The organism is Porphyromonas sp. C0041D3 (genome assembly GCF_056590575.1).
Genome location: NZ_JBWPWJ010000001.1, coordinates 234603 through 252735, shown reverse-complemented (window position 1 = coordinate 252735; position 18133 = coordinate 234603). Strand labels below are relative to the sequence as shown.

Below are 18133 nucleotides of genomic sequence, written 5' to 3'. Positions count from 1 at the left end.
ATTAGTATGCCTCCTGAGAGAGGAGGTTAGGTGAGGCTATCAGAGGCCGAGCTTAGCGCGAAGGGCCTTGGGGAGAGCGTCCTTGTGGATGGCAATATTCATCGTCTTGCCGGCTACAAAGGCAGGGGTAACGTACCAGATGCCCTTGTACTTGCCACTCTCGCCCCAGGAGTTCTTGACCATATAGAATTTCTTACCATTCTGATCCTTGGCGATACCGTAGATCAGCATGCCGTGGTCATCGGTCAGCTCGAGGGTGTCAAAGCCCTGCTGGCGATACTCGGGGGTCACCTCGATCTCCTTGATACCGGGCTTGGAGATGCGCTCCATCACCATGCGGTGACGCTGGTTGTCAGAGGCACCTACCCAGCGCTCCTGATCGGAGCCTGCATTCTCCGGCAGGTCCAGGTCGGCGAGGATGCCGAGACCATCGCGGGTAAATCCGGGCTCGCTCACGTCCGTGCCCCAGGCGATGGTGAAGCCGTTATTGATCGCATTGTCGATCGTCTCCATCAGCTCGTCGAGGGTGACGTTGTAGCTGGCGCTGTGACGCCAGTTGTCGGGGATCGGGATGATATAGGGCTCGTAGAGCGGCTGGCTCATGTAAGAGGTGAGGGATACGTAGTTATTCGCATCGATCTTCATAGCCTTGCGGAGGCTCTCCGGGGTATAGGTCTTACCATCTACAGTGAAGGTCTTGGGTGCCACGCCGAGGTAGGAATCGATGATGCCGTCGAAGGCCTTCGTCCAGACGGGAGAGAGGCTGTTGCGACGATCCATCTGGTTGACCAGTCCGTCGAGGAAGCCCTTGGTGATGGCGTAGAGCTCCTGGTGGTTGTGGCGCTTGGTGCCGTAGTTGAGTCCCTGCATCTCAGACATCGGGATGATGCCGTAGTGCTGCACGGCGTAGATGACGTCGTAGAAGCTTCCGCCCTCGGCAAAGTTCTGGTTGCCGTGGTAGCGCACATAGTCACGCGCCTTATCCTTATAGGACATAGAGGCGGTGTACATAGGTGCGGTGACCAGCTTGGGACCACCCTGACGGATGGACTCAGCCTCGAGGAACGAGTGGGTGCTGAAGGACCAGCAGGTACCGGTGGATGCCTGATCCTGTACCGGGGTGATCTCGCATGCCTTCACGGTCGTGAAGACATACTCGTCAGACTTCTGATCAGAAGTCTGTGCTGCAGCCGTTAGGGTAAAGGTTCCTGCGACGGCAAGACTCATCAGTAGATAAGAAAGAGTTCTTTTCATGCTGTGATAAAATTAGTGGTTTGAAAAACTAAAATGTGGTTGAATGATATACTTAGCTGTAGGGCTTCAGGTCGAGATCCTCTGCCAATCGCTCGACCCACTTATTCTTCTTGACGAAGTAATCATACTTCTCGGCTGGGGTTGTGGGTCCCAGCTCCCTCGGGTCGTTGACCACGGGGAAGGAGATCGTCAGGAAGTCATTGCTGAGACTGTCTCTGAGGTACTGAAGCAACTGATCCGAGACCTTCTCCATCTCCGCCTTCTCCGTTTCACTGAAGACCTTCATCTCCAGTGAGTAGGGGGGCGTGAAGACCGGTGGGTGATCCTTCATCGCCCCGGCAATCAGACGATCCACGTGGGGCTGATGTCGGTAAGTCGTCCACGCTGCCTTGAGTTGCTCCTCGGTAAAGGGATTATTCCTCTTAGGCTGATTGGGCAATGGGGACGCAGTAGGCTGTCCCTGGTCAGCAGTGCGCCGTCCTGTAGAGAGCGAGAAGCCATAGCGGCTCTGTGCACTCTGCTGAGAAGCGTTCCCGCTCGGCTGGTGATAAGGTGGTACCTGCGGTGACTGCTGTTGCTGCTGCGGAGTACCCCATTGCGGTTGCCCCGCGCTCTGCTGAGGTGCTGCCTGCTGAGGTGCTGTCTGCTGAGGTGCGCTCTGCTGAGGTGCGCTCTGCTGAGGCGCTGCCTGCTGAGGTGCGACCTGCTGAGGCTGAGGGGTGACCGGCTGACTCTGTGCCGGTGTGGGAGTGGCTTGAGCCTGCTTAGGTGGGGTGGTGGTCTCCGCTACCTCAGCGGGAGACTTTAGCTCGCTTGTCGGTGAGAGCTCGCACATATGGAGGAGAGCCACCTCGAGGGCGAGCCTTCGCTCGCTACTGCTCTTATACTTGGATCCAAAGGCGGTAGAGATCTTCAGGTAATTCCAGATCAGTCCCGGCTTCAGGGCAGTGCTCACCTTGCTTAGGCGCTCCTTGATCGACTCCGGAGCCTCCACGAGGGCGATGGTATCCTTGGTCCGAGCCACGAGGAGATTGCGGAGGAAGTTGGAGAATCCCCTCATCACCACGTCTGTGTCATAGCCACGGCGGAGGAAGTTGTCCACCAGCTGGAGCACCTTATTGTGATTGCCACGGGTGATGTAGTCGAGGAGTGAGAAGTAGCCGTCCTCATCGAGGAGGCTTAGATTTTTCCGCACCCCCTCGACCGTGACCGAGCCGTTGCCAAAGCCAGCGATCTGGTCAAACATACTCAGCGCATCGCGCATCCCGCCGTCGGCGCTGAGTGCGATCAGCTGGAGTGCTTCCTTATCCGCCTTGACCCCCTTATCCTTAGCCACATACTCCAGGTGTCGGGCAATATCATCGGAGGTGATCCGACGGAAGTCGTAGACCTGACAGCGTGAGATGATGGTCGGGAGGACCTTCTGCTTCTCCGTGGTGGCGAGGATAAAGATGGCATGCGCCGGCGGTTCCTCGAGCGTCTTCAGGAAAGCATTGAAGGCACTGGAGGAGAGCATATGAACCTCATCGATGATGTATACCCGGTACTTCCCTGTCGTAGGGGCGATGTAGACCTGATCGATGAGGTTGCGGATGTCGTCGACGGAGTTATTGGAGGCCGCATCGAGCTCAAAGATATTGTACGACCGCTGCTCATTGGCAGCGATGCACTCGCTGCACTCATTACACGCCTCACCCTCCGGCGTGCGATGCTCGCAGTTGATGGTCTTGGCAAAGATGCGGGCGCATGAGGTCTTGCCCACACCTCGCGGACCGCAGAAGAGGTAGGCGTGGCTGAGCTTATCCTCCTTGATCGCATTGAGGAGCGTGGTGGTCAGTGCCTCCTGCCCCACCACGTCTCTGAAGGTGGAGGGGCGATACTTCAGTGCCGATACGACAAAGTCACTCATCGTCGATTACAGAGATGAGGCGTCAAAGTTGATTGGCAGTAGGTCTCGGCAGTTCTCGACCACAAGTGCCGACTCGGGCCCTGCGAGGATCACGGGGAAGGGGTGGTGATGGCGGTCAGCCATCTCCAGCATCACCTGGCGGCAGCCTCCGCATGGGGCGCAGGTCTTGATGATCGTGCCATCCTCCTTTGCACCCACGATCACGAGCGAAGTGACGGGGTCATCGGGATAGAGGGCACCCGACTGGAAGAGGGCGGTCCGCTCGGCGCATAGTCCGAGGGGGTAGGAGGCGTTCTCCTGATTGGTCCCAAGGACAATCCGTCCGCTCTCCAGACGGAGGGCGGCAGCGACGTGGAAGTGGGAGTAGGGGGCATAAGCTCCGGAGACAATCTCCTTCGCCTTAGCCACAAGCTCCTGATCCTCCGGTGAGAGCCGGTCGATCGGTAACTCCCTGACAGGTATCTCTATATCTCTACGCTCTGACATAAATTCGCTTTGTTTAGTACTCGTAGCGATAAAGATACGAAAATTCTCCCGATTTTTTGCCCTTTTTACTCTTCCCTTACGACCTTTATAGAGGATAAAAGAGCGGCAGGAGCCAGACCATCGCTGCTATGACGATCACCTGGAGGGGCAGACCTACCCGCACGTAGTCCATGAAGCTGTACTTCCCGACGCTCATCACCATCGCATTGGGCGGGGTGGCGAAGGGGCTCATAAAGCACATGCTCGCCGCTACGGAGACACCGATCATAAAGGGGACCGGACTCACCCCAAGGGCCGAGGCTGCCTGCAGAGCGATAGGCGCAAAGAGTACTGCTGTCGCTGTATTGCTGATAAATGTCGTCAGCAGCTGCGTGCCGAGCATGATCCCTGCCAGCACCGCATAGGGACCATAGGTCCCGAGGCCGCTCACAATGCCCCCCGAGATCATGGTGGAGAGGCCGGTATTGTCCATCGCCGTAGCTAGCGGTATCATAGCAGCAAAGAGGATGACACTCTCCCAGCTAATCGTCCCGATGGCATCCTTGACGCTCCGGAAGCAGCGGGTCAGGATCAGCAGGATGTCTGCGATCAGTACCGCCATCACGGGAGGAAGCCAGTCGAGTATCATCGCCAGTATCATCAAGAAGATGATCGCCGCAGCCACCGGACCCCGCTCGCTGATGATCGCCTTGGAGGCCTCTGTCGCCGGCTCACCGAGTAGGATCAGGTCGGCCTCCTGACCTCCCAGTCGCTCTATGTCCTCCCATGTCCCCTGCACCAAGAGCATATCTCCCTCCTGGAGGGTGGCACGGGAGAGTCTGTGGGTGATGTAGGAGCGATTTCGCTGCAGACCGACGACGCTGATCCCATAGGTCTGGCGCAAGTCGGTGTCACTGATATGCCTGCCGACTAGGCGGGAGCCATGCTTCACGACCACTTCGGCAAGCCCGTACTCGCTGAAGGAGAGCCGCCCCGAGAAAGTCCGCTGCCCCTCCTGCTCATCGTCGAGGAAGGTGAGACAGGCCTCCTCCGCCAGCTTCTGCACGTCCTCATACGCACCGCTCACGTGGAGTACAAAGCCCCGATGCAGCATCGTCTCTGCCGTGGGCACCGTGGCACGAGCTCCGAGGTGGACCCCCTTCACACCGATCACGCTGCAGTGGAAGCGTCCAGTAAGGTCCAGCTCGGCAAGCGTCTTTTTCCTCAGAAAACTCCCCTCCTCGATCCGCAGTCGGTAGAGGTCCTCGAGCAGATTGTACTGCCGGCTGAGTTGCTCCGGACTCTTCCGCATCCGCTTCGTGTCCATCGCTGTCTCCCCGCTGCGAGCGAGCAGCTTGGAGAGTGGTCGCAGGAGTGTGCCGCAGATCAGGAGGATCACCAGCCCCACCGGCAGGGTAGTGAAGAAGTGCAGCCCCTCATGTCCCGACTCTATGAGCGAATTGTGCACGATAAGTGTAGGCGGCGTGCCGATCAGCGTCATCATCCCCGAGATACTGCAGGCAAAGGCCATCGGCATCAGCAATCGGCGTGCATCCACGCCCGACTGCGAGGCTATCGTCACCACGATCGGCATAAGTATGGCGACGGTGCCGGTGTTGCTGACGAAGAGTCCCACTATGATCGTCACGAGGATGACGAGGTAGAAGAGCCTTAGCTCGCTCTCCCCGGCAAGGGAGAGAACCTTGTTGCTGATCAGTCGGGCGAGACCGGTCTGGGTGATGGCGCCCCCGACGATGAAGAGCCCGGCGATCATGATGACGACCGAATTGGAGAATCCTGCCAAGCCCTCCTCCGGCGTGATCACTCCTGACAGCACGAGCGCCACCATGGAGCAGAGCGCCACCACATCCGATCGGATCCGCCCCCATACCAGCAGTCCGGCCGTTATTATTAGAATGATAAGGACCTGTATCATCGTGTATCGTTTGCTATGTGGTAGTGATTATTCTTGGTTTTCCACAAAGTTACTTAACCTATTGCAGCTACTCTCACAGCGGGTAGATCATCGGGATGAGCCAGATCATCGCTCCGATGACGATGATCTGGAGTGGAAGTCCCACCCTCACATAGTCCATAAAGCTATACCGCCCGACACTCATGACCATAGCGTTGGGCGTCGTGGATATGGGGCTCATAAAGCACATGCTTGCCGATACGGTGACACCGATCATGAAGGGTAGGGGATCCACTCCCAGCCCTGTCGCAGCCTGGAGAGCAATGGGGGCAAAGAGGACCGCTGTGGCGGTGTTACTGATGAACATCGATAGTACCTGCGTACCCAGCATGATCCCGCCGAGGACAGCGTAGGGTCCGTAGGCACCAAGCCCGCTGACAATACCGCCCGAGATCACCGTGGAGAGGCCGGTATTGTCCATCGCTGTGGCGAGCGACATCATGCAGGCGAAGAGGATCACACTCTCCCAGCTGATGGTGCTGACAGCATCCTTGGCGCTGCGGAAGCATCGGGTGAGGATCAGCAGCGCATCGGCAAGGAGGACTGCAATCACCGGTGGAAGCCACTCAAAGATCATAGCCAGGATCATCAGCAGGATGATCACCGCTGCCAGCGGTCCGCGCTCGCTGATGATTACCTTGGAGGCCTCCGCGGAGGGCTCGCCCAGCACGATCAGGTCCGGCTCCTGGCTCCCAAGTCGCTCGATGTCCTCCCATGTACCCTGTACCAGCATCATATCTCCCTCGTGGATCCGTACTCGGGAGAGTCTCTGCGTGATGTAGGAGTTGTGTCGCTGCAGACCGACGACGCTGATCCCATAGGTCTAGCGCAAGTCGGTGTCACTGATATGCCTGCCGACTAGGCGGGAGCCATGCTTCACGACCACTTCGGCAAGCCCGTACTCGCTGAAGGAGAGCCGCCCCGAGAAAGTCCGCTGCCCCTCCTGCTCATCGTCGAGGAAGGTGAGACAGGCCTCCTCCGCCAGCTTCTGCACGTCCTCATACGCACCGCTCACGTGGAGTACAAAGCCCCGATGCAGCATCGTCTCTGCCGTGGGCACCGTGGCACGAGCTCCGAGGTGGACCCCCTTCACACCGATCACGCTGCAGTGGAAGCGTCCAGTAAGGTCCAGCTCGGCAAGCGTCTTTTTCCGCAGGAAGCTCCCCTCCTCGATCCGCAGTCGGTAGAGGTCCTCGAGCAGATTGTACTGCCGGCTGAGCTGCTCCGGACTCTTCCGCATCCGCTTCGTGTCCATCGCTGTCTCCCCGCTGCGAGCGAGCAGCTTGGAGAGTGGTCGCAGGAGTGTGCCGCAGATCAGGAGGATCACCAGCCCCACCGGCAGGGTAGTGAAGAAGTGCAGCCCCTCATGTCCCGACTCTATGAGCGAATTGTGCACGATAAGTGTAGGCGGCGTGCCGATCAGCGTCATCATCCCCGAGATACTGCAGGCAAAGGCCATCGGCATCAGCAACCGGCGTGCATCCACGCCCGACTGCGAGGCTATCGTCACCACGATCGGCATAAGTATGGCGACGGTGCCGGTGTTGCTGACGAAGAGTCCCACGATGATCGTCACGAGGATGACGAGGTAGAAGAGCCTTAGCTCGCTCTCCCCGGCAAGGGAGAGTACCTTATTGCTGATCAGTCGGGCGAGACCGGTCTGGGTGATGGCGCCCCCGACAATGAAGAGCCCGGCGACCATGATGACGACCGAATTGGAGAATCCTGCCAAGCCCTCCTCCGGCGTGATCACTCCTGTCAGCACGAGCGCCACCATCGAGCAGAGCGCGATCACGTCCGACCGGATCCGCCCCCACATCAGTAGTACTGCCGTAAGTAATAGGATGATAAGAACTTGTACCATCGAAAATCAATTGTTGTGCGGTGGTGATTATTCTCTTTTGGTTTTCTTCAAAGATACTTAAAAAGACTTTGTCTCCTGACTTATTACCCCGATCGTATAGGATGGGGATGACGCATTTGAGCCTTACTGAAGCCATTCAAATGCTCCATCTCTGCCGATAAATTTAATCCCAAGAAAAACCATCATTGCCTAAGATAGTGCATGCCGAACATAATATGGCCGGCTCGCAGTTTGATCTGCCGGGAGGGGGGGGAGTTGATCCGAGAAGAAACAAACCAATACAATAGCTTATAGAATGGAAGAGACCGGGGCTCACTTCGGCAGCACCATCGCAAAGGATCTCCTCCGGGACAAATGCCGATATTAGCTCCCTTATCTCTGTTGCTTCCATAGGCTCTAATTGCCCTTGCTGTGGAGCCCATAAGGGGAGTGGTGCCCAATGCCCGATGGATAGGCACTCTATCTAATACCGATATTAGTGAAGTCTAATATCGGTATTAGGCTTCACTAATATCGGTATTAGAGATTTCCCTGAGGAGTGGGCTGTTTGGGTAGGGGTGTTTCACTCTCCGGGTAGGCTTGATGGTGCGACGCCATTGCAGGTGCTTCGTTTCCCACTCTTCACAGTGAGTTGAGTGGCTTATGTGCCACTCATATGCGTCACCCCTGCCCCGATCACAGGACCGATCCGGGGGCTCTGTCCGGCAGTAGACTCGACTGCTTTTTTTTATAACATGCTTATTATGCTTAACTTTGCGCACGCAAAAATTGAAGATTGAGATAACGTAATGGAAGCAGCATGGGAGGCGATATGGTCCTCCGGTACACCGATACAGACCATCCTACTACTCTGTGTGGTCTGTGCAATGGGCGTCTACTTAGGCAAGGCTAAGATCAAGGGCTTTACACTGGGCGTGACGTGGGTCTTCTTCGTAGGTATCCTCTTTGCGCACTTCGGGGCGCGGGTCAATGGGGATATGCTTCGGGTGATCCAGGACTTTGGGCTCATCCTCTTTATATATGCCCTCGGAGTGCAGGTGGGGCCGGGCTTTGTCTCGTCATTTCGTCAGCACGGGGTGTGGCTCAACCTCTGGGGCTTAGTGCTGATAGCCGGCGGCTTTGCGATGCTCTTTATCCTCCTCGAGACTACGGGGCTGGACCTATCAGGGCTCATCGGTACGCTCTCCGGTGCAGTCACCAATACGCCTGCCATGGCAGCCGCACAGCAGGCGGCGACGACGGCGCTCTCTGATCCGGCGGAGATCCTTCGCTCGACCAATGATATGGCGATCGCTACCGCCATCACCTATCCGATGGGCGTGGTGGGGGTGATCCTCGTCCTCGCACTCCTCAAGCGCCTTTTCCCCCACAAGACCGATCAGCACAGCACGCTGGTGGACAGGGAGTCACAGCATACGGCAAGAGAGTATGTGGTCTCCAATCCCGCCCTTGATGGTCAGAAGATGAGTAGCTTGCAGGATATTCTGGGCGGGCACTTCATCGTGTCACGGCTCTTCCGAGACGGGGAGTATATCACACCGACCAAGGACACGCTCCTCCATACCGGAGATCACCTCCGGGTGGCTAGTGAGCGGGGTGATGTGGAGCGACTGACTTACCTCTTCGGCACTGTAGAGAAGCGGGAGGACGAGCTCATGTGGGACAATGACCGTGATCCGCTGGTGATGCAGCGTCTCTTGGTGACGAAAGAGTCCTGTAATGGCGTGAAGCTGAGCCAGCTGAGGATACGCAGTCGCTTTGACGTCAATATCACCCGAGTGACGCGCAACGGCATGGAGCTGGTCGCTCGGCCCAATCTTCGGCTCCATATGGGTGACCGCCTGAGTGCCGTAGGTCGGGAGAAGGACATCAAGGAGCTGGCCAACGTCGTGGGTAACGAACTGAAGCCGCTGGATACGCCCTACGTGGTATCGATCTTCCTCGGTATAGCGCTGGGCTGCCTGCTGGGTATGATCCCGGTCTATCTGCCTGGGCTTGCCGCACCGCTGCGGCTGGGGCTGGCGGGCGGTCCGATCATCGTCGGCATCCTGATGGGGGCTTATGGTCCGCGCTTCAAGATGAATATCTACATCACCACAAGTGCCAATCTGATGCTGCGAAACTTAGGTCTGGCGCTCTTCCTGGGCGGTCTGGGACTCAGTAGCGGGCAGCACTTCTGGGAGATGCTGGTGAATGGTCCCGGTCTGGAGTGGTTTGCCTGGGGTACAGTGATCACTATCGTCCCGACGCTGATCGTAGGACTGGTGGTGCTTAAGTGGACCAATATGTCCTACAACGTCGCCTCAGGGATGCTTACCGGTGCGATGGCCAATCCTATGGCACTCAGTCTCGTCAGTGATGGCGATGACGATGATGACCCGACGATCAGCTATGCCACCGTCTACCCGATGGCGATGTTTGCGAGGGTGATCCTGAGCCAGCTGGTGGTAGGACTCTTCCCCGGGCTCTTGTGATTTAGTGCCTGGGTAGGCTTGGAGATTTCAGAAAATCATCCTACCTTTGCAGAGCAAAAGGGGACGGGAGGAAATGCTTGAATAGCTCAGTTGGTTAGAGCATCTGACTGTTAATCAGAGGGTCCTTGGTTCAAGTCCAAGTTCAAGCGCAGGTTGAGTAAGCGGCTGAGAGAAATTTCTCTCAGCCGCTTTTTTGTTTGTCTGCTGCTGCCATCCAGAGATCTACTGAAATCAACTACGGGCGATCGAGAACTCTTTTCTCGGCCGCCCGTAGGTGGTTCTATGAAGGTAGGTATGCTTACTTCCTCAGTCTCACATTGAGCTCATCCTGAGCCATATCCCTGAGCTTGATCAGCTGCTCGTCATCCGGCTCCCGCTCCAGTCCCTCCTGTGCAGTATCGAGGGCACGGGCGTAGTCACCGAGACGGAAGTAGCTCTGGGCCGCCTTACGAAGGTAGAAGAGGTACTTTGCGATGTCCCTCTTCTTGGCGCAAAAGTTGATCACCTCCTCTACGATGTCGATGTGGGCGGTGTACTCACCGAGTGCAAAGTAGGCGTTCTCGAGGACAAAGAGCGTATTGATGTTATCAGGCAGCTCGCTCCGCTTCTCGTTGATGAAGTCGAGTGCTGAGTGCCTGATGGTCTCCTTGATCTCCAGATCCTCTGTCGCGGTGTACATACGCACGTAGGTGGTTATCGCCTGCTTGATCGCCTGCTCTACGCGCTTCCCCTCCTCGATCGAGGCCAAGAAACCCTTGAGTGCTCCCTCAAAGTCTTTCTCATTCATGAGTCGGATGCCCTCGTTGTAGGCGTCGGCATCGTCCCCATCCTCGGTGTCGCGATTCTTGTCCAGCACCTTCTCTAGAGCCTCAAGTACCTCCTTGGCACTTTGGTTCTTGGGGTACTTGTCGGTGATCAGGCGTAGGAGATTGCGTGACCGGAAGAGGTCCCCCTGCGTGGTCCGCTCCATCACGATATCCAGTAGCTTGTCCACCGTCTGGGGACGGACGATAGCCTTCGCCGTCAGCCCCTTATGGTTGGAGGCGGGGAGGAATACCACCTCAATATTCTCTCCGGAGAAGTCTCTGAGAGAGCTGTCGATAATATCTGATCGATTAAAGTAATAGCGTCGTCCATCCGGGATGTCGATGAAGCCAAATTGGTAAGATGGTCGGAGCTGTACGATCTTGCCGATGGGGGAGATCACCACTTGGTCCTCTTTTCTGCTGGCACTCTTTGCCTGGACATAGGCTTCGCGTACTCCCTCGACTGCCTCCTCATTTCTCTTCTTTGTCTCACCCTTCTTGCTCCAGTCGTTGAGCAGTGAGGGATCCCGCTCTGTCAGCACTGAGAGGGGGACGCGATCACCCGGCTTGTATTTGGTAAAAGGCTTGACCGGCTCTGTCTCCTTGGTTGAGGTCTCGGTGGAAGACTTCTCTTGCTCCTCTTCTTTTTCGGGGGCGGCATCGTCCCGCGCATCGTCGGGGCGGGTCTGCTCGCTGATGGAGGAGAATGTATGGATGCTTGACTCGCTGATGCCCTTGACTTGATTATTACTAAGTCTCAGGACGATGTAGTCGGGTCCGATGAATTCGATCTGACCCTGTACCGTCTCAGTGTCCGTGGTGATCTCAATAGGATCACCGACTGTGAAATTAGACTTTAAAAATTCGATCATAATAAAATAAGGTAACCTCAGAGGAAATCTAAGCACAATAGGTGCCACCACTCTAAGTATTACAAATGTAATAAAATCATCGCATAAGTTTCTGCCGAATCTCGTATGTAAGTGGCAGATGGGACCTTTTCGTACACAATCATATCACGGAGTGTCTGCTTGATGGCGTTCGTTGCAATTTATGTAACTTTGCACGCACATTTTAGGACGAAAAAGATGGAAGAAAATAAGATCAGAAATATCGCGATCATCGCTCACGTCGACCATGGTAAGACCTCTCTCGTGGATCGTATGCTGCAGGCGGGTAACCTCTTCAGGGACCCGAGTGAGAAGCTGGAGCAGGTACTGGACAACAATGACCTAGAGCGTGAGCGAGGTATCACGATCTTCTCCAAGAACGTCTCCATCCAGTACAAGGACTACAAGATCAATATCATTGACACGCCCGGGCACGCCGACTTCGGGGGTGAGGTGGAGCGCGTCCTCAATATGGCAGATGGCTGTCTCGTGCTGGTGGATGCCTTTGAGGGCCCGATGCCGCAGACTCGCTTTGTATTAGAGAAAGCCCTCCGCATAGGGCTCAAGCCGATCCTCGTCATCAATAAGGTCGATAAGCCTAATTGCCGACCCGATGAGGTGCAGGAGAAGGTCTTTGACCTGATGTTTGACTTGGACGCATCTGAGGAGCAGCTCGAGTTTCCCACCTTCTACGGCTCTGCCAAGGAGGGCTGGATGAGCACCGACTGGCATAAGCCGACGAAGGATATCACTGCGCTCTTAGATGGCGTGATCGAGTATATCCCCGCGCCTCCCATCAACGAGGGACCGCTCCAGATGCTGATCACCTCCCTGAGTTACTCCTCTTACGTGGGTCGTATCGCCATCGGTCGTGTCCATCGCGGTACAATCCGCGCCGGTCAGGAGATCGCGCTGATGAAGTCTGATGGCTCGATCGAGAAGCAGCGGATCAAGGAGCTGGATATCTTCAGCGGTCTCGGTCGTCAGAAGGTGGACGAGGTACACTCCGGCGACCTCTGTGCCGTGATCGGCATTGACGGCTTCGAGATCGGAGAGACCATTGCCGACCCGGAGTCGCCTGAGATGCTCCCCACGATCGCCGTCGATGAGCCGACGATGAGCATGCGTTTCACGATCAATAACTCCCCCTTCTTCGGTCGAGAGGGCAAGTATGTCACCTCGCGTAAGATCGAGGATCGGCTGATGCTGGAGACGGAGAAGAATATTGCCCTCCGTGTTGAGCAGACCGATAGCGCCGACAGCTGGATGGTCTACGGCCGTGGTATCCTCCACCTCTCCGTCCTGATTGAGGAGATGCGTCGTGAGGGCTATGAGCTGCAGGTGGGTCAGCCTCAGGTGGTCATCAAGGAGATCGATGGTCAGAAGTGCGAGCCTATTGAGGAGCTGGAGATTGAGGCTCCCGAGGAGTGCGCCAGCAAGCTGGTCGACCTCTGCATCCGCCGTAAGGGGGAGATGGTGGCTATGGAGACCAATAACGGTCGTGTCAGCGTCACCTTCCACATCCCCTCTCGAGGGATCTTTGGACTCAATAACGCTGCCCTCACGCTCTCGAGTGGTGAGGCCATCATCTCGCACCGCTTCCTCTCCTTTGAGCCTTGGAAGGGGGATATTCCCGGCCGCACCAATGGCTCCATCGTCTCGCTGGAGACCGGCAATGCCTTTGCCTACGCTCTCAACAACCTGCAGGACCGCGGGCGCTTCTTCATCGCTCCGGGTGAGGACGTCTACGAGGGACAGGTGGTAGGGGAGCACAATAAGGACAACGACCTCCCCTGCAATGTCTGCAAGTCAAAGAAGCTGACCAATGTTCGTGCCGCCGGAAGCGACGACAAGGTGGTGCTCGCACCGCCCATCATCTTCTCACTCGAGGATGCGCTGGAGTATATCAAGTCGGACGAGCTGGTGGAGATCACCCCGAAGAGCCTCCGTCTGCGTAAGATCCTCCTTAGTGAGCTTGATCGCAAGCGGTCAGGAAAGTAAGCAGACACATTGCGGAGTTGCGATAAAATCGTAACTTTGCGTCACGAAACTGGTAGGGGAAGGGTTTTGCGGAAATAGCTCAGTTGGTAGAGCGCAACCTTGCCAAGGTTGAGGTCGCGAGTTCGAGCCTCGTTTTCCGCTCTTTTGATTCACCGCCCGAATGGTGGAATCGGTAGACACGAAGGACTTAAACTCCTTTGACCCGAATAAGGTCGTGCGGGTTCAAGTCCCGCTTCGGGCACAGAGAGAGTCTTCTCTAAGCACAAATAAAGCGCACGTCAGGCATTACTGCCCGGCGTGCGCCTTTTTTGCTCTCTCTCTTCTAGACCTTACTCTGTGAAGTAGTGCCTGGCGATACGACTCGAGAGTCGGGAGAGGATCTCGTAGTGTATCGTGTCGCAGGCATCGGAGAGACGGGTGATAGGGAGCTGGTCGTCAAAGATCACCACCCGACTGCCCTCGATGGCGGTCGGCGCATCGGTGAGGTCGAGCATCACTGCATCCATACAGACGTTGCCCACCGTGGGGACGAGAGCGCCTGACTCTGTCCGGAAGAGTGCGCGACCATTGCCCAGCTGCCTTGGGAGCCCGTCAGCGTAGCCGATCGGGATCACTCCTATGCGAGAGTCGCGCGTGAGGAGCCCCTTGCGCCCGTAGCCGACAGTGGCACCGGCGGGGAGGTTGCGTGTCTGGAGGATCACGGAGGAGAGTGACGCTACCGGCTCCAGCCCCATAGGATCCAGCTGCAGGGGGGAGAGCCCATAGAGCCCACACCCGAGCCGGACCATATCGGACTTGTACTCCGGGAAGCGCGTCATGCCGGCGGTATTGAGGGCGTGCTTGAGGAAGGGGTGGGGCAGCGCGTGACGAAGTCGCTCCTCCACGCGGTCCAGCATCGCCAGCTGTCGGTAGGTGTAGTCGTCCTCAGTCGGCTCGTCAGCGACCGAGAGGTGGGTGAAGATAGAGGCGACGCGGACAGCACCGGTCCGGGAGAGGATGGTCAGCACCTCCTCCACCTCCTCCTCGTCAAATCCGGTCCTGTGCATGCCGGTATTCCACTTCAGATGGATGGGGTAAAGGTGGGCGCCATACCGCTCAGCAGCTGAGATGAAGTCGAGGAGGAGGTGCTTATTGAAGATATTTGGCTCCAGGTGGTTGCTCATGATCTGCTCATACGACCCCGGCTCCGGATTCATCACCATGATCTGCGTGGTGATGCCGAGACGGCGAAGCTCTTTCCCCTCATCGCAGACAGCCACGGCAAAGTAGTCCACCCCCCCCGTCTGCTCAAGGTATCGCGCCACCTCGTTGCTCCCGAGACCATAGGCGTTGGCCTTAAGCATGCAGGTAAATTTCATCCCCTTCGGAAGGTGCGCGCGGTAGAGGTCGAGGTTGTGTCCCAGGCGAGAGAGATTGACACTAAGGATCGTCTGGTGCACTCGCCGGACCATTCTCCTCACGATCTCCTCGAGGTGGCTCTCGTGAGCGCCCTTGATCAGCACCACGTGATCAGCGAGGTACTCCTCCGGATGGTCGGCGAGGAAGTCCTCCGTCGTGCGGTAGTATCTCGCACCGGGGTCAAAGGAGGCCCGGTACTGTCCCATCTCGTCGCCTATCAGTATGATCTCGGAGAGGTCAAAGTGACGGAGGAGGCTCGAGATCGTGGAGTAGAGCCCCGTCTTGTCGTGGCTGCTCTCGCGGAAGGCTGAGAGGATGACGGCAGATGGCTTGGCGAGCAGCTCCTGCCGGCGCCTAAGGGCAGAGAGTGCGATGGAGAGAGAGTCGAGATCGGCATTGTAGGTGTCGTTGATGATCGTCATGCCGTGCTCCCCCTCCAGAGTCTCGAGGCGCATGGAGACCGGCTCCAGCCTGCGGGTAAAGGAGAGGTCCTCCAGTCGCTCTGGTGCCAGCTCCGTCAGCACGGAGAGTGCCAGGTAGCAGTCCTCTATCGTCCCGTCATCGAGGAAGGGTAGCTCGAAGTGTACTTCCCTCCCACTCAGGCAGGCATCCACATCCACGCCTCCGGGGGTATGCACCTCCTTGCGGATCTTGAGGACCGCATCCTGACCACTTCGGCTCCAGCCGGTGAGTGCAAAGGGGTAGCTCCCCTCCCGCAGGACGGTCTCCAAGTCAGGATCCGGATCAAGGCACCCATAGACCCGGTCGCAGTGGTGGAAGAGCTTAAGCTTCTCCCTGATCAGCGCCTGCCGATCGGGGAAGTTCTCCATGTGAGCCGTCCCCAGGTGGGTCAGCACCCCCACCGTCGGCAGTATGATCCGCTCGAGCCGGTCCATCTCGCCCGGTCGTGAGATGCCCGCCTCGATGAGAGCGAGGTCGGCGTCATCGCTGATGCCCCAGAGGGAGAGCGGCACACCGATGGCGGAGTTGTAGCTACGAGGGGAGCGAGCCACCTTTCGCACCCCTCCGATCATCTGATAGAGCAGCTCCTTGACGGTCGTTTTCCCATTACTCCCCGTGATGCCGACGACCGGCATCGACAGCCTGTGGCGGTGGAGCGAGCCCACCTGTTGCAGGGCGGCGAGGGTGTCCGGCACCGTGATGAAGGAGGCATCGCGGTACTCATCGGTCGGGAAGTGCCGGTCCGAGATGACAAAGGCACGCACCCCCCGGCTGTAGAGCGGCTTGATGTACCGGTGTCCGTCCTGCTTCTGGGTGACGAGGGCAAAGAAAAGTGTCCCCTCGGGGAAAGTGAGTGCCCGGGAGTCGGTCAGGAGGGTGGTGATCATACGGCTGTCCCTGATCATCGGGCACCCCAGTGCCGAAGCTATATCGGTGATTGTTACTGATGTCATAGATGTGATAGTGTCTCTTGTATCCGCTCTATCTCACGATCGAGATAGTCTCTCGGCAGCTCAGCTCGGATCTCAAGGAGGGCAGTGAGGAGTGGGTTATAGTGGTCACGTAGGCTCTCCGGACTGTCTGTCAGCGGTCTGTGAATGAGCTGCTTGCGCACTCTCGCCCACCTCTGTAGAGTGGGTCCGCTCTCCTCTCGGAGGTAGCACTCGCAGAAGCGCTCGATGATGTACTCCGCTGCCTGGTCGGTTGGGTGTGCCATGTCCCTGTCGTAAAATCGGTAGTCCCTCAGCTCGTCCTGCATGATCTCATATGAGGGAAAGTAGGAGACCCGATCGGGGAAGAGCTCCGTGAGTCTCTCGGCAGCCAGCATCAGGATTGCCTTGCTGAGACGACTCTCGTGCGCACCATCTCTGTAGTGAGGGATCGGGCTGACGGTGAGGAGGATCCTGATACCGGGTGCCTGCTCGATCAGTGAGGGGATCAGTCTGCTCCAGTCGCTGACGATCTCGTCGACCGACAGACGCCGGCGGGTAAAGTCCTCGGCAGGCAGCTTGTGGCAGTTGTTAACCACCTCCCCCTGTCGCTCGTAGACCCAGGCGGTGCCGAGGGTCAGGATGAGCAGGTCAGTCTCCGTGAGCGCTGCCCTTGACCTCTCAAAGGCCAACCGCATTCCCTGTAGAGCCACTTCCCTACTACTGTGAGAGAAGGCCCCATGGTGCATCATAGAGTGCCAGCGACCATCTCGGAGTATCAGCTCTTCCTCGCGTGGGGCTCTGCCTGAGAGCAGGCGCTCCATGCCCCGGGCGATGGAGAGAGGGTTGTACATGATCCCATAGGGCGAGTCGGATACATCGTAGAGCTCTCCCGTGAGATAGTCCCTCAGGCGGGTGGAGAAGCAGGAGCCCCATAGTGCGAAGCGATCTCCTCGATCGTAGAGCCTGACCGGCTTTTTTATCTCGATGACCTTGCGAAAAATCATGCCCCAAAGGTACTGATAAATACCGCTATGTGTACTGAAAAACGGTCGCAAAAAAGGGGGATGAGGAGCCGTCCCCTCAGCCTTTTCTCTAATACCGGCTAATTCGCATTTTGATGTGCTGGGACGGGAGGGGAAAAGAGATTACCTTTGTTGAGGAGACAATAGATAATAGATGAGGAAGTTGTTAAGAGGCTATGGAAACAGCAGAGATAAGGGAGCTGATATCGGCATTTGTTCCGGAGGAGATTCTTCACGACTTTGAGCTGAAGGAGGTGAAAAAGGAGTGTGGGGTGTACCGACTCTATATGGAGACGAGAAGGACGATGAGAGCCATTATCCTCCGGAGCTGACGGAAGCCAATGAGGTGGTCCGATGTGGCTATATGAATCCCTGCGAGATCCAGACTTTTTCCATAGCCGGTTGCGAGGCATTCATCTACATACGCCGGCAGCGGTGGAAGGAGAAGGGTGGTCGAAAGTCCTTTTTCAACACCTATAAATACACGATCGAAAGGATCAAATGCACACCGAAGTTCGGTGCTTTTTTAAAAGAAATTGGTCGAAGGGAAGCCGATAAGCATTGGTAGTATCGCCTATGTCCTCGGGACGGATGCGAAGCGTCTTGACCGGTGGTACAAGGATTACCTGAGTGGTTTTCGTGAGGCAGATCGGGACGGCAGGATCGGTCGAGACGACATTG

12 protein-coding genes and 3 tRNA genes are annotated in these 18133 nt (G+C 57.0%); 6 read left to right on the top strand and 9 right to left on the bottom strand.

Translation table 11 applies throughout. From position 1 onward, the window contains the following. Nucleotides 1–39 precede the first annotated feature (39 nt). From AC1EKE_RS01060 to AC1EKE_RS01035, 6 genes are all read right to left on the bottom strand, one after another. On the bottom strand, nucleotides 40–1254 hold the full coding sequence (locus tag AC1EKE_RS01060; protein ID WP_297128907.1) for a C1 family peptidase: 1215 nt from the start codon (nucleotides 1252–1254) through the stop codon (nucleotides 40–42). Between the two features lie 52 nt (nucleotides 1255–1306). Next, entirely contained in the window at nucleotides 1307–3163 is a 1857-nt protein-coding gene (dnaX, locus tag AC1EKE_RS01055; RefSeq protein ID WP_480307627.1) for a DNA polymerase III subunit gamma/tau, read from the bottom strand. A gap of 6 nt (nucleotides 3164–3169) precedes the next feature. Beyond that, on the bottom strand, nucleotides 3170–3649 hold the full coding sequence (locus tag AC1EKE_RS01050) for a cytidine deaminase (protein WP_480307625.1): 480 nt from the start codon (nucleotides 3647–3649) through the stop codon (nucleotides 3170–3172). Nucleotides 3650–3734: 85 nt separating this feature from the next. Beyond that, nucleotides 3735–5564 carry an SLC13 family permease gene (locus tag AC1EKE_RS01045; RefSeq protein WP_480307623.1) on the bottom strand — a complete coding sequence of 610 codons (1830 nt, stop codon included), beginning with the start codon at nucleotides 5562–5564 and terminating at the stop codon, nucleotides 3735–3737. A gap of 73 nt (nucleotides 5565–5637) precedes the next feature. Continuing rightward, a complete protein-coding gene (locus AC1EKE_RS01040) occupies nucleotides 5638–6339 on the bottom strand; it encodes an SLC13 family permease (RefSeq protein WP_480307622.1) in 702 nt (233 codons plus the stop codon). A gap of 87 nt (nucleotides 6340–6426) precedes the next feature. Then, entirely contained in the window at nucleotides 6427–7467 is a 1041-nt protein-coding gene (locus AC1EKE_RS01035) for an SLC13 family permease (RefSeq protein ID WP_480307620.1), read from the bottom strand. Nucleotides 7468–8255: 788 nt separating this feature from the next. On the opposite strand from AC1EKE_RS01035, the gene AC1EKE_RS01030 reads away from it, so the two are divergent. Continuing rightward, nucleotides 8256–9941 (top strand): putative transporter, encoded by a 1686-nt coding sequence (locus AC1EKE_RS01030; RefSeq protein ID WP_480307619.1) that lies wholly within the window; start codon nucleotides 8256–8258, stop codon nucleotides 9939–9941. Between the two features lie 75 nt (nucleotides 9942–10016). Further along, nucleotides 10017–10090, top strand: a tRNA-Asn gene (locus AC1EKE_RS01025). A 149-nt stretch (nucleotides 10091–10239) separates the two neighbouring features. On the opposite strand, the gene AC1EKE_RS01020 is transcribed toward AC1EKE_RS01025, so the two are convergent. Continuing rightward, nucleotides 10240–11619 (bottom strand): tetratricopeptide repeat protein, encoded by a 1380-nt coding sequence (locus tag AC1EKE_RS01020; RefSeq protein ID WP_296162801.1) that lies wholly within the window; start codon nucleotides 11617–11619, stop codon nucleotides 10240–10242. Nucleotides 11620–11835: 216 nt separating this feature from the next. On the opposite strand from AC1EKE_RS01020, the gene typA reads away from it, so the two are divergent. From typA to AC1EKE_RS01005, 3 genes are all read left to right on the top strand, one after another. After that, nucleotides 11836–13638 (top strand): translational GTPase TypA, encoded by a 1803-nt coding sequence (typA, locus tag AC1EKE_RS01015; RefSeq protein WP_296162805.1) that lies wholly within the window; start codon nucleotides 11836–11838, stop codon nucleotides 13636–13638. 68 nt (nucleotides 13639–13706) lie between these two features. Then, nucleotides 13707–13779: transfer RNA gene (locus AC1EKE_RS01010), tRNA-Gly, on the top strand. Nucleotides 13780–13792: 13 nt separating this feature from the next. Beyond that, nucleotides 13793–13879, top strand: a tRNA-Leu gene (locus AC1EKE_RS01005). 88 nt (nucleotides 13880–13967) lie between these two features. Here the strand turns inward: AC1EKE_RS01005 and AC1EKE_RS01000 are convergent. After that, nucleotides 13968–16451 (bottom strand): bifunctional UDP-N-acetylmuramoyl-tripeptide:D-alanyl-D-alanine ligase/alanine racemase, encoded by a 2484-nt coding sequence (locus AC1EKE_RS01000; RefSeq protein WP_480307617.1) that lies wholly within the window; start codon nucleotides 16449–16451, stop codon nucleotides 13968–13970. Then, entirely contained in the window at nucleotides 16448–17434 is a 987-nt protein-coding gene (locus AC1EKE_RS00995; protein ID WP_296165373.1) for a GSCFA domain-containing protein, read from the bottom strand. Before AC1EKE_RS00995 ends, AC1EKE_RS01000 begins: the two co-directional genes overlap by 4 nt. Nucleotides 17435–17628: 194 nt before the next feature. Here AC1EKE_RS00995 and AC1EKE_RS00990 point away from each other — a divergent pair, with 194 nt between their 5' ends. Then, the gene (locus AC1EKE_RS00990) at nucleotides 17629–17784 is read left to right on the top strand and encodes a hypothetical protein (RefSeq protein WP_480307615.1); all 156 of its coding nucleotides are present in this window, start codon (nucleotides 17629–17631) and stop codon (nucleotides 17782–17784) included. The last annotated feature ends 349 nt before the right edge of the window (nucleotides 17785–18133 follow it).